Below are 12,208 nucleotides of genomic sequence, written 5' to 3'. Positions count from 1 at the left end.
TGGCCTGCGACAGCCCGCGGATTCCGGCCGCCCGGCCCGCACCCCCTGCTCGAAGCCGACGCCGGGAACCTGCCCCGGGCACGAACCCCGGTCGTCGCGCGGGAAGCCGGACACGAAACAGAGGCGAACCGATGCCCCCGTCAATGGCACTCCCGCTCGCCACTTCGATCCCTCATGCGCGCCTGCTTTGCCGCCTCGCGTTCCCGGCGCTCTGCACGTCGCGCTTCGAACGACTCCCGTTCTTTCACCAGGCGGTCACGCTGATGCTGCTCGATATCCGGGCGGGCCGCCCGCGCCTGGTGAGATCGGACGCCAGGACGTCCACCCCGCGATCCACGATCTGCCCATGCGGAAGCCGCCACAGAAAAGTCCGTCGCAATGGCCTTCTCTGCGAGAAAGCGGCCCGGATGGTGGACCGCCGCCGTCCCCGGCCAGTACCCATCTGCGCAGCACGTGGACGTTCCCGATGAGGACAACGGTTGCAGAAGCGCCAACAAGCTCTCCGGGAAATCCTGCCGTACGCCCGGAACAGCCCCGGCGCATCGGTTCCGCACCGGAGCTGTTCCCTGCCAAGGAGAGGTACGGCAAGTTCAGTCCTCTGCCCGCTCCTTCAGCAACTCGTCCGCGATCCGTGCCGCCCATTCCTCGATCGCGCCGAAGTCACGGAAGTCGCCGCCCTTCCCGTTGCGCACGATCGCCTGGGCGACGCGCCCCTTGGCCCCTTCCTCCAGGCAACCGCCGAAGGTGACGTGGCCCCTGGCGTCGAGGCGGGTCATGGCACGCCGTACGCCGCGCACAGGCGGGATGTCCCGCTCCGAGGCGGAGGCGTCGAGCGGGCCGCTGCTGAAGAACCACAGCGGACGCTCGGCCAGTTGGCGGCCGTGCCGGTTCAGGAACCGGCGGGCGTCGCGGTGCCAGCGGCCGGCGTACAGCGCGCCGCCGAGCACCACGGCGTCGTACGCCGTCACGTCCACGACGGACCCGGCGGGCAGCAGGTCGGGAGCGAGCCCCTCCTTGCGCAGGACCTCGGCGACGGACTCGGCGATCTGTGCGGTGGATCCGTTGGTCGTCCCGTAGGCGACCAGCACGCTGGTGGGCATGGCACTCCACACTCCTCTCACTTCACAGGTGGCGCAGCCAGGTCTCGGAGACGCCGTGGTACCGCTGGTCCTCCGGCTGGATGCGGGAGTCGTCCGTCCGGTAGGAGAGCTTGTCGACGACCGCGACGACGCCGTCGATCTGACGGGTCATGGAGAGGGCGATCTCCGTCTCGCTCTTGCGTTCCATGTGCCCGGAGAGGGTGACGACGCCCTCCACCACGGAGACGTCGATGGTGCTCGGCGCCAGCCACAGGGCGTGCACCAGGACCTCGTTGACAACCTCGTCCCGGATCTCCGTGTCCGGCCGCAGGAAGACCTGGAGGACGTCGCGGCGGGTGACGATGCCGACGAGCCGCTGTTCCTCGTCGAGGACGGGCAGCCGTTCCACGCGGTGCTGCGCCATGGTGCGGGCGGCCTCGACGATGCTGTCGTCGGCGTGCACGGTGACGGGTGGCGCGGTCATCAGCCGGCCGGCGATGCGGGCCGTGGCCTTCGCGGCCCGCCGCCTGGCGCTGCGCGTCAGGTCGGCGAACCGGAACCGCTTCTTCGTCTCGTACGGGTCGGGTGCTTCGGACTGGTGGGCCATCAGGTCCGTCTCGGAGACGACTCCGATGACCTGGTCGTCCTCGTCGACCACGGGCAGGCCGCTGATGCGGTGTTCGCCGAGCAGGCGTGCCACCTCTTTGAACGGCGTTCCGTACGTGACGCGGACGACCTCCGTGGTCATCACGGAGCCGACCTTGTTGTGCTTCATGGTGTTCCCTCCTCAGCGAAGTCGGCGCAGATACGGGTCCTGCGGCCTGGTGGGCAGCAGGCGCACGCGGGCATCGAGGACGGAGACTCCGCCGGGTGCCGCGAGTACGGGGTTGAAGTCGGCCTCGGCCAACTGCGGCAGGTCGCTCGCCATCCGGGAGAGCCGCAGCAGCAGTTGTTCGAGGCCTTCGAGGTCGACGGGCCCGCTGCCGTGTGCGCCGAACAGGAGCGGGGCGCAGCGCGGGGCCGTGATCAGGTCGTGCACGTCGTGGTCGGTGAGCGGGGCGAGCCGGGCTGTGTGGTCGGCGAGGATCTCGGTCGCGGTGCCGCCGAGGCCGAAGAGGACGAGCGGTCCGAAGACCTGGTCCTGGACGACGCCGGCGAAGAGCTCGGTACCGCGCTCGGCGAGCGGCTGCACGACCACGCCGGTCAGCAGGCCGGCGAACCGGGTTTCCAAGTCCCGGAAGGCGGCGCGTACTTGGGAGTCGCCGCGCAGGTCGAGGTGGACGGCGTGCTGTTCGCTCTTGTGCAGCAGGCCCGGCCAGTGGCCTTTCATGACCACCCGGCCGTCGGCGCCGCGCATCCGGTCGGCGGCGAGGACTGCCTCGTCCTCGGTCTCCGCCCAGGCCCAGGCCTGTTGGGGAATGCCGTAGCAGCCGAGGAGTTCGGCGCACTCGCGCGGGCCGAGCCAGCCGCCGTCCGGGTGCGCGTCGAGGTAGGTCTCGACGACGGTGTGGGCGCGTGCGGTGTCGACTCCATCGAGGTCGGGGACCGTCCCTGCGGGCCGGGCGAGCCAGGCGGCACGATGGGCGGCGTGGGCCAACGCCCGTGCGGCGGCCTGCGGTTCGGCGTAGGCAGGAACGGTGCGACCGTCGGTGGTGGGCAACAGCTCGACGGGCAGGGCCTGTTCGAGTCGCACCGCAGCGACCGGCTTGGGCCGTCGGCCGGGGGCGTCGGTGAGCGCCCTGACGAGGTCGTCGCCGGTCGCCTCGGCGACCGCCGTGGGGACCAGGGCCACGAGGACGGCGTCGACGCCGGCGTGCCGCGTGATCCGGTCCACACAGTCCTTGAGCTGCTCCTCCGAGACGGCCGCGGTGGCGTCGATCGGGTTGCCGATCGCGGCACCTTCGGGCAGTACGGCGAGCAGGTCGTCGATGAGCTCGGGGGTGGGTGTCGGGAGGCTGAGTCCGGCCTCGGCGCAGGCGTCGGCGGAGAGCACCCCGGCTCCCCCGGCGTTGGTGACGATCAGGACGCGGGATCCGGTCGGCAGCGGCTGGGAGTGCAACAGCGCTGCTGCTTCCATGAGTTCGCCGACGGAGCGGGTGGCGGTGATGCCTGCCTGGGTGAACAGCGCGCCCCGGGTCATGGTGCGGGTGGCGGCTGCCGCGGTGTGCGAGGCGGCGGCGCGGCGGCCGGCGTCGGTGCGGCCCGCGTCGACGGTCAGGACGGGCATCCGGCGGGTCACGCGGCGCGCGGTGCGGGAGAACGCCCGCGGATTGCCGAAGGACTCCAGGTGCAGCAGGGCGAGGTCGGTGGTGCCGTCGTTCTCCCACCACTGGAGCATGTCGTTGCCGCTGACGTCGAACTTGTCGCCCAGGGACGCGAAGGTCGAGACGCCGATGCCGAGCCGGGACAGCCCGTCGAGCAGGGCGATGCCGACGCCGCCGGACTGCACGGCGATGCCCGCGGTACCGGGTATCGGGTGGTTGGCGGCGAAGGTCGCGTCGAGGTTCAGTTCCGGGTCGGTGTTGGAGACACCGAGGCAGTTGGGGCCCACCAGCCGCATGCCGTACGTCCGGCAGGCCGCCGTGAGCGCCTTGGCCTGGGCCGGGTCGAGTCCCGCGGTGACGACGAGGAGGGCGCGCGCGCCCGCCTTGCCGCACTCCTCGGCGGTGGCCGGGACGGCGGCGGCGGGTACGGCGACGACCACGAGATCGGGCGTCCTGGGCAGGGCGCTCACGGACGGGTAGCTCGGGACGCCGAGGATCGAGGTAGCCGCGGGGTTCACCGCGAAGAGGCGGCGAGTGAAGCGGCCGGCCTTCAGGTGGTGCAGGATCGCCCGGCCCACGGAGCCGGCCTTGCGTCCCGCGCCGACGACGGCGACCGCGTCGGGGCGCAGCAGCGGGACGAGGCTGGCGACGTCGGCGGCCCTGCCGCGCGCGTCGGTGGCCGACAAGTAGGTCTCGTCCTCGTCGAGTTCGATGGTGCAGCGCATCTCGGGGCCCTCGAAACGGCGGGCGGTGCGCAGGCCGAGGTCGGCGAAGAGCCGCAGGATCTCGCGGTTCTCGCTGAGCGCGTCGGCGGTGAACGTGGTGATGCCCTCGGCGCGGGCGGCGGAGACCAGATGCTCGACGAGGAGGGTGCCGATACCGCGATGGTGCAGTCCGTCGGCGACCGCGATGGAGATGTCGGCCGCTGTGCCGGTGCCGCCGTTGTCGTACTCGGCGAGCCCGATCACCTGGCCCTTGGCCTCGGCCAGCAGGGCACGGTATCCGGGGTGCGGACGACAGGCCCGGTCGGCGGCCATCTCTGCGGACCGGCGACTCACTCCGAAGAACCGCAGCCGCAGGTTCTCCGGGGACATCTCCTCGTAGAGACCCTCCAGTTGGTCGTGGTCGTCGGCCTCGGCAGGACGGATGCACACGGTGGTGCCGTCCGCGAGCAGGGCGTGGAGTGGGGGTCGGCTGAGCGTGTCGTCCGTCATCACGGGTTTCCTCCAAGGTTCTTCGTCACTTCGAGCGTCCCGCGGAACGCGGAGAGGCCCCATGGGCTGCCTGGGGGCGGACCATGGGGCCGATCGGCCCTCAGGAACCCGCCGCACAGGCCCACCGCACGGGGCCTCTCGCGGTCGTGCTCAGTCGTCGGCGACCAGTGCCGTCAGGTCGAGGAGGCGGTTGGTGTAGCCCCACTCGTTGTCGTACCAGCCGAAGACCTTGGCCAGGGTGCCGTGCGCCTGGGTCAGGGCCGGGTCGAAGACGCACGAAGCGGGGTCGCCGATGACGTCGCGGGAGACGATCGGGGCCTTCGAGACGCGGAGGATGCCGTTGAGGGGGCCCTCGGCGGCCTCGTCGAAGACCGCGTTGATCTCCTCGGTGGTCACCTCGCGGCGCAGCACCACCGCGAGGTCGGTGAGCGAGCCGTCCTCCACCGGTACGCGTACGGCGATGCCGTCCAGGGCGCCGGCCAGCTCGGGCAGCACCAGGCCGACGGCACGCGCCGCTCCGGTGCTGGTCGGGATGATGCTCAGCGCCGCCGAGCGGGCCCGGCGCAGGTCCTTGTGCGGGCCGTCGAGCAGGGACTGGTCGTTGGTGTAGCCGTGGACGGTGGTCATCATGCCGCGCTCGATGCCGAAGGCGTCGTTGAGGACCTTGACCATCGGGGCGACGCAGTTGGTGGTGCAGGAGGCGGCCGAGACGATCCGGTCCTGCCTGCGGTCGTACGTCGAGTCGTTGACGCCCATCACGATGGTGGCGTCCGCGTTCTTGCCGGGCGCGGACAGCAGCACGGTGTGGGCGCCCGCCTTCAGGTGCAGGGCGGCGGAGTCGCGGTCGCGGAAGCGGCCCGTGGACTCGACGACGATGCCGGCGCCGTAGTCGGACCAGTGCAGGGCGGCGGGGTCGCGTTCGGCGCTGACCGCGATGCGTCGACCGTCGACGGTGATCGAGCTGTCGTCGTGGCTCACCTCGCGTCCGATGCGCCCGAACGTCGAGTCGTACTCCAGGAGATGGGCGAGGGTGGCGGGCGAGGTGATGTCGTTGATCGCGACCACCTCGACGTCCTGGGTGCCCGCCTCGGCGCGGTCGAGTGCCGCGCGCAGATAGGTGCGGCCTATCCGGCCGAAGCCGTTGATGCCGACGCGTACGGTCATGACGGCGAACTCCTTTGCTTCACAGGGGATTCACGGGCCGGGGTCAGGCGTCCCAGGTCCAGTCGGCCACCTCGGGCAGGTCGGTGCCGTGTTCGCGGATCCAGGCGTGGTGGCGGGTGCGGGCGTCGGCCATCTGCTGGCGTACGGCGGCGGCGCGTACCGCGAGGCCGGGGACGCGGTCGATGACGTCCATGACGAGGCGGTAGCGGTCGAGGTCGTTGCGGACGACCATGTCGAAGGGTGTGGTCGTGGTGCCGGACTCCTTGTAGCCGCGTACGTGCAGGTTGGCGTGGCCGGTGCGGCGGTAGGCGAGGCGGTGGATGAGCCACGGGTAGCCGTGGTAGGCGAAGATGACCGGCTTGTCGGCGGTGAACAGGCCGTCGTACTCGAAGTCGCTCATTCCGTGCGGGTGTTCGTCGCGGGGCATGAGCCGGGTCATGTCGACGACGTTGACGACGCGGACGGCGAGGTCGGGCAGGTGGCGGCGCAGCAACTGGGCGGCGGCCAGGACCTCCTGGGTGGGGACGTCACCGGCGCAGGCGAGCACGACGTCGGGTTCGCCGCCGTTCTCGGTGCCGGCCCAGTCCCAGATCCCGGCGCCGCGCGCGCAGTGGGCGCGGGCGGCGTCCATGGAGAGCCAGTCGAAGCAGGGCTGCTTGCCGGCGACGACGACGTTGACGTAGTCACGGCTGCGCAGCACGTGATCGGCCACTGAGAGAAGGGTGTTGGCGTCCGGCGGGAGGTAGACGCGGACGACCTCGGGGCTCTTGTTGAGGACGTGGTCGACGAAGCCGGGGTCCTGGTGCGAGAAGCCGTTGTGGTCCTGGCGCCAGACATGGGACGTGAGCAGGTAGTTGAGGGAGGCGATGGGTGCCCGCCACGCCAACTCCCTCGATGTCTTCAGCCACTTGATGTGCTGGTTGACCATCGAGTCGACGATGTGCACGAACGCCTCGTAGCAGGAGAACAGTCCGTGCCGGCCGGTGAGGAGATAGCCCTCCAGCCAGCCCTGGCAGGTGTGTTCGGAGAGGATCTCCATCACGCGGCCGTGCCGGTCCAGGTGTTCGTCGACCGGCAGGTGCTCCGCCTGCCAGGCCTTTCCGCTGGCGTTGAACACGGCCTGGAGGCGGTTGGAGGCGGTCTCGTCCGGGCCGACGACACGGAAGTCGCGGCTCGCCGCGGTGTCGTGCATGACCCTTTCCAGCAGGTCGCCGAGGATGCGGGTCGGCTCGTGCAGCGTCGTGCCCGGCTTGTCGACGAGGACGGCGAACTGGTCGAGGGACGGGACCGGCAGATCCCGCACGAGGAGACCGCCGTTGGCGTACGGGCTGGAGCCGAGGCGCTTGGTGCCCTCGGGCAGGCAGGCGAGGACGTCCGCGACGGGCCGGCCCTCGGCGCCGAACAGCTTCTCCGGGTGGTAGGAGCGCAGCCACGCCTCCAACTGGCGTAGGTGCTCCGGGTTTTCGCGCACCTCGGACAGCGGGACCTGGTGGGCGCGCCAGGTGCCCTCGACGGGGACGCCGTCGACCTCGGCGGGTCCGGTCCAGCCCTTGGGGGTGCGCAGCACGATCATCGGCCAGTGCACCCGCTCGCTCACGCCGTCCTCGCGGGCCGACTGCTGCATCACGGCGATGCGGTCCAGCGCGTCGTCGAACGCGGCGGCCATGGCGCGGTGCACCGTGAGCGGGTCGTCGCCGGTGACATGGATCGGCTCGTGGCCGTAGCCGCGCAGCAGGTTGTCGAGTTCGGACTCGGGGAGGCGGGACAGCACCGTCGGGTTGGCGATCTTGTAGCCGTTGAGGTGCAGGATCGGCAGGACGGCGCCGTCGTGGACGGGGTCGAGGAACTTGTTGGAATGCCAGGCGGCGGCCAGCGGCCCGGTCTCCGCCTCGCCGTCGCCGATGACGCAGGCGACGAGGAGGTCCGGGTTGTCGAAGGCGGCGCCATAGGCGTGCGCCAGCGAATATCCCAGCTCGCCCCCTTCGTGAATGGACCCCGGCGTCTCCGGAGCCACATGGCTCGGTACGCCGCCGGGGAAGGAGAACTGCTTGAAGAGCCGCTCCATCCCCGCCCCGTCGCGGGACACGTCCGGGTAGGTCTCGCTGTAGCTGCCCTCCAGCCAGGAGTTGGCGAGCACGGACGGGCCGCCGTGTCCCGGTCCCCACACGCACAGCGCGTCCAGGTCACGTGCCTTGATCACCCTGTTGAGGTGGGTGTAGACGAGGTTGAGCCCGGGCGAGGTTCCCCAGTGGCCGAGCAGGCGCGGCTTGATGTGCTCGGGCCGGAGGGGCTCGGTGAGCAGGGCGTTCGCCATCAGGTAGATCTGGCCCGCCGCAAGGTAGTTGGCGGCTCGCCAGTGGGCGTCCAGGGTGCGCAGTTCGTCGTCGGAGAGTAGGGACAGAGCGGTGGTGTCCTGGTGTTCGGCCTTGGGCATCGGAGGCTCCGGAAGTCATCGACATGGGTCAACGGGTGGTGGAGACGGAACTACTGCGTCAGCGGCTGGAGTCGGGGACGATCGCGCTCAGCCCTTTTCGGGCACGATGACCACCGGGCAGGCGGAGTGGTGCAGCACTCCGTGCGCCACCCGGCCCAGTTGGAGCCCGTAGTGCCCGGAGCGGCGCTTGGCCCCGACGACCAGGAGGTCGGCGTCCCGGGAGGCGTCCACGAGGACCTTCCGGGTGGGGCCTTCGACCGTACGGCGGTGCGACGCGACGTCGGCGGGAGCGTCCTGGAGCGCCGCGTCCAGGGCGTCCACCGCCTGCTGCTCGTGCAGCCGGGCGGGTTCGCCGGACATCAGCGGATGGTCGGTGGTCTCGTGCGCGGGCCAACGCCAGGCCCGTACGGCGTCCACCCGCGCCCCGCGCCGGCGCGCCTCCTCGAAGGCGAAGCGCACCGCCGCCGAGCCGGCCGGCTTCTCTCCGACGCCCACGACGATGCGGCCGTGTGCGCCGGTCCGGACCTGGTTGTCGTGGTTGCCGCGCACGACGACCATCGGGCACTGCGCGTGCCCGGCCACGACGAGGCTCACGGATCCCAGCAGCGCCTCGGCGATACCACTGCGGCCGCGGGTACCCGTCACCAGCATCGAGGCGCTGCGGCTCTCCCGCACCAGCGCGTACTCGGGCTCCTCCGCCGACACCTCGATACTCACGTCAAGGTCCGGGTGACGACGGCGGGCCCGACGTGCAGCATTGTCGACGATGTCCTCGGCCATCACCTGGTCGTCGGGCTTGGCGAGGTCCTCGGCGATCGAGGTGCCCTCGTAGTGCTCCCACAGGGAGGCGTACACCAGCCGCAGCGGGACCTCGCGCAGCGCGGCCTCGTCGGCCGCCCAGTCGACGGCACGCAGGCTGGGCTCGGAGCCGTCGACACCGACGACGATCGGCAGGGCCTTCGTCATCTCCGTCACCGCCCCGCCGTGAGGTCGAAGACGATCCGGGCCTTGACGTCGCCGCGCAGCACGTCGGCGATGGACTCGTTGACGGAGTCCAGCGGGCGGGTCTCGGAAATGACCTTGGTCTGTCCGGCCGCGTGCAGTTGGAAGACCTCGGTGAGGTCCTGGCGGGTACCGACGATCGAGCCGATCACCGAGGTGCCGTTCAGCACGGTGTCGAAGATCGGAATCTGGATCGTGCCGTGCGCGGGCAGGGCGACCATCACGAGCTTCCCGCCGCGCCTGAGGCCCGAGTTGACCGCGGCGAACGCGGCCTCGTTCACGGCCAGGGCGATCGCCGCGTGCGCGCCGCCGTGCCTCTTGAGGACCTCTCCCACGTCGTCCTTGCGGGCGTCGATGACGAGGTCGGCGCCGAGCGCGGTGGCGAGTTCGAGCTTCTCGTCGGTGACGTCGATCGCCGCGACCGTCGCCCCCGCGATCTTCGCGTACTGCACCGCCAGGTGCCCGAGCCCGCCGACCCCGGAGATCGCGACGAGTTGCGCGGGCCGGACACCGGCGACCTTGAGCGCCTTGTACGTGGTCACGCCCGCGCAGGTCAGCGGGGCGGCCTCGACCGCGGTGACACCGTCGGGCACCGGCTGGGCGAAGTCCGCCCAGGCCAGCATCTTCTCGGCGTACCCGCCGTCGCAGCCGTACCCGGTGTTGATCTGCTGCTCGCACAGCGTCTCCCAGCCGGACAGGCAGTGCTCGCACCGCCCGCAGGCCCTGCCGAGCCACGGCACGGCCACCCGCTGCCCGACGGACAGGTGGGTGACGCCGTCGCCGAGCTTCTCGACGAGGCCGACGCCCTCGTGACCGGGCACGAACGGCGGGTTCGGCTTGACCGGCCAGTCGCCGTGCGCGGCGTGGATGTCGGTGTGGCACAGCCCGGACGCCTCGACACGGACGCGGACCTGACCGGGGCCGGGCTCGGGGTCGGGGCGGTCCTCTATGACGAGGGGTTCGCCGAACGCTCGTACAACGGCTGCCTTCATGACTGCTGCTCCTCAGGGGGACGGGGGTGGGTCAGTCGTGTGCGACGACGGCCACGGGGGCGGTGGAGTGGTGCAGAACGCCGTGCGCGACCGGGCCGATGTGGGCGCCGAACGCACCGCGACGGATCCGGCGGCCGATGACGACCAGGGAGGCCTCACGGGAGGTGTCCACCAGGTGATCGGCCGCGCTGCCGACGCGCGGTTCCAGGACGACCTCGGTGCCGGGGTGCTTCTGGCGCCACGGGCGCAGGGCCTCGGTGAGGGTGTCGGTCTCCTGGAGGGAGAGTTCCTCGTGCAGGCCCGCGTCCAGCGCGAAGCCGTAGGCGTAGTACGGCGGAAGGTTCCAGCCGTAGACGACCCGCAGGCCGGTGTCGCGCCGGGCGGCCTCGGCGAACGCGAACTCGATCACCGTGTCGGAGGGGGCACCGGCGTCGAGGCCGAGGACCACGGGCCGGTACGGGGCGGCAGATACGGGGCTCGTCTCGTCGGCGGCCTGTTCGCCGGCCCGGACCAGCACCACGGGCAGTTCGGCGTGCGCGACGACCGAGAGGCCGACGGAACCGACGAGGAAGCCGCCGACGCCGCTCAGTCCACGCGAGCCGAGGACCAGCAGTTCGGCGTCCTTCGCGGCATCCACCAGCGCGTCCGAGGGCGTGCCGGTCACCTGCTCCACGGTCACGTCCACGCCGGGGTGGCGCCGACGCAGGCCCTCGCCCGCCTCGCGCGGAATCCGCTCACTCCAGTGCTGCTGCGTCTCGGCGCCCAGCAGCGGGGCCTGGGCCAACGGGTCAGGGACGGGCTCCCAGACGTGGACGATCTTCAGCGGCAGACCGCGCAGTTCCGCCTCGCGGGCCGCCCATTCCGCGGCGGCACGGCTCTCGGGGGAACCGTCGAGACCTGCGACGAGTGTGCGGACCATGACTCTTCCTCCTGAACGGATGTCTGATTCCAGCTTCGTGACGTAGGGGTCCTTGCAGCAGGGGCCGCAAGTCCCCGGTGGAAGCCGATCGGCCCAATGGGCAGCCGCAGGGTGGGCCCCCTCGCGAGGGGGCCACCGTTTCTCCTGCGGTCAGCGCAGCCAGGTGTGGTCGCGGACGATCGGCAGCGTGGCCCAGAGCTTGCCGAGACCCCAGGTGACACCGGCGCCCGCCGCCGCGAGGGCTATCAGAACGATCGCGTAGACGAGGTGGTAGTCGGCGAAGGGGTTGGACGACATGCTCAGCGTGCCGTCGGACAGGTGCTTGGCCGGCGGCCACTCGGCGATCCACATCAACGCCATCATCGCCGTGCCGGCGACGGCAGCGAGCCGCAGCGCGACACCGGACACCAACGCGATACCGACGCCCAACAGACCGAGCATGAACAGCCAGTTCGCCCAACCCGCACCGGCCCAGTCATGGAACGTCGACTCCATCGGACCCGCCGCCACCGAACTCAGGAAGCCCTTGGTGGGCGACCCGCCGTCGATCCAGCCCTTGCCCGACGGAGTGGCGTAACCGAACCCGAACGTCTTGTCCAGGAACGCCCACAGGAAGACGAACCCCGTCAGCAGACGCAACGACGCGAACGCGTAGGCACGCGCCGCAGCGGTCGCCGCCGTCGTGTCGGTGGCGGCCGTGGTGGCGCCGTCCGACGCCGAGCCGTTCCTGCGGAAGGTGGGCAGGTGGAAGCCGGAAGTGCGGTGCGGGTGCTCGTGCACGGCCATGATCGTGGTCCTTTCGAGGTGTCAGGTCGTTCGTTGCACCCCTGACTCTCGTGCGCCGGGCCGTCGGTCACCTGATGCCGTTGGTCCGTCGGCGCCGGGCTGAACGACCCCTTCCACAGGGCCGGTTGGACCTCCGACTCGACGGCGCCAAGCCCGACCGAATGTCATGCCATCCTTCGGGCGGCGCCCCGTATGCGGCTGCGTGACCTCACCGCTCCCCTGTGGCTGCCCGTGGACTGGCTCCTGCCGGTGGAGACACGCACACACGGGCTCATCACCCTGACTGTCGGCGCGCAGGTCGTGTACGTCGAGTACGTCGAGTACGAGGACGGTTTCCACGCCCTCGTCACCGAG

9 protein-coding genes are annotated in these 12,208 nt (G+C 71.1%); all 9 read right to left on the bottom strand.

Annotated elements, in window-relative coordinates:
• Positions 1–590: 590 nt before the first annotated feature.
• Positions 591–1,100: a flavodoxin domain-containing protein gene (locus BMZ82_RS20315; RefSeq protein ID WP_093777727.1), complete on the bottom strand. Its 510-nt coding sequence runs from the start codon at positions 1,098–1,100 to the stop codon at positions 591–593.
• A 22-nt stretch (positions 1,101–1,122) separates the two neighbouring features.
• Positions 1,123–1,854: a CBS domain-containing protein gene (locus tag BMZ82_RS20310; RefSeq protein WP_093777725.1), complete on the bottom strand. Its 732-nt coding sequence runs from the start codon at positions 1,852–1,854 to the stop codon at positions 1,123–1,125.
• A gap of 12 nt (positions 1,855–1,866) precedes the next feature.
• Complete coding sequence (locus BMZ82_RS20305; RefSeq protein WP_093777723.1) at positions 1,867–4,557, bottom strand: bifunctional acetate--CoA ligase family protein/GNAT family N-acetyltransferase; 2,691 nt, start codon at positions 4,555–4,557, stop codon at positions 1,867–1,869.
• A 150-nt stretch (positions 4,558–4,707) separates the two neighbouring features.
• The gene (gene gap / locus BMZ82_RS20300; protein WP_093777721.1) at positions 4,708–5,721 is read right to left on the bottom strand and encodes a type I glyceraldehyde-3-phosphate dehydrogenase; all 1,014 of its coding nucleotides are present in this window, start codon (positions 5,719–5,721) and stop codon (positions 4,708–4,710) included.
• Positions 5,722–5,764: 43 nt separating this feature from the next.
• Positions 5,765–8,155 carry a phosphoketolase family protein gene (locus tag BMZ82_RS20295; protein WP_093777719.1) on the bottom strand — a complete coding sequence of 797 codons (2,391 nt, stop codon included), beginning with the start codon at positions 8,153–8,155 and terminating at the stop codon, positions 5,765–5,767.
• An 87-nt stretch (positions 8,156–8,242) separates the two neighbouring features.
• Positions 8,243–9,121, bottom strand: coding sequence for a universal stress protein (locus tag BMZ82_RS20290; protein ID WP_093777810.1), 879 nt, complete (start codon positions 9,119–9,121; stop codon positions 8,243–8,245).
• A 5-nt stretch (positions 9,122–9,126) separates the two neighbouring features.
• Positions 9,127–10,149 carry a zinc-dependent alcohol dehydrogenase gene (locus BMZ82_RS20285; RefSeq protein ID WP_093777717.1) on the bottom strand — a complete coding sequence of 341 codons (1,023 nt, stop codon included), beginning with the start codon at positions 10,147–10,149 and terminating at the stop codon, positions 9,127–9,129.
• A gap of 31 nt (positions 10,150–10,180) precedes the next feature.
• Positions 10,181–11,068: a universal stress protein gene (locus tag BMZ82_RS20280; protein ID WP_093777715.1), complete on the bottom strand. Its 888-nt coding sequence runs from the start codon at positions 11,066–11,068 to the stop codon at positions 10,181–10,183.
• A gap of 150 nt (positions 11,069–11,218) precedes the next feature.
• Positions 11,219–11,854, bottom strand: coding sequence for a DoxX family membrane protein (locus tag BMZ82_RS20275; RefSeq protein ID WP_093777713.1), 636 nt, complete (start codon positions 11,852–11,854; stop codon positions 11,219–11,221).
• Between the last annotated feature and the right edge of the window lie 354 nt (positions 11,855–12,208).

The organism is Streptomyces sp. yr375 (genome assembly GCF_900110755.1).
Lineage (GTDB): Bacteria > Actinomycetota > Actinomycetes > Streptomycetales > Streptomycetaceae > Streptomyces.
Note: the sequence above shows the minus strand (reverse complement) of the source record. Positions and strands in the feature narration are given on the sequence as shown.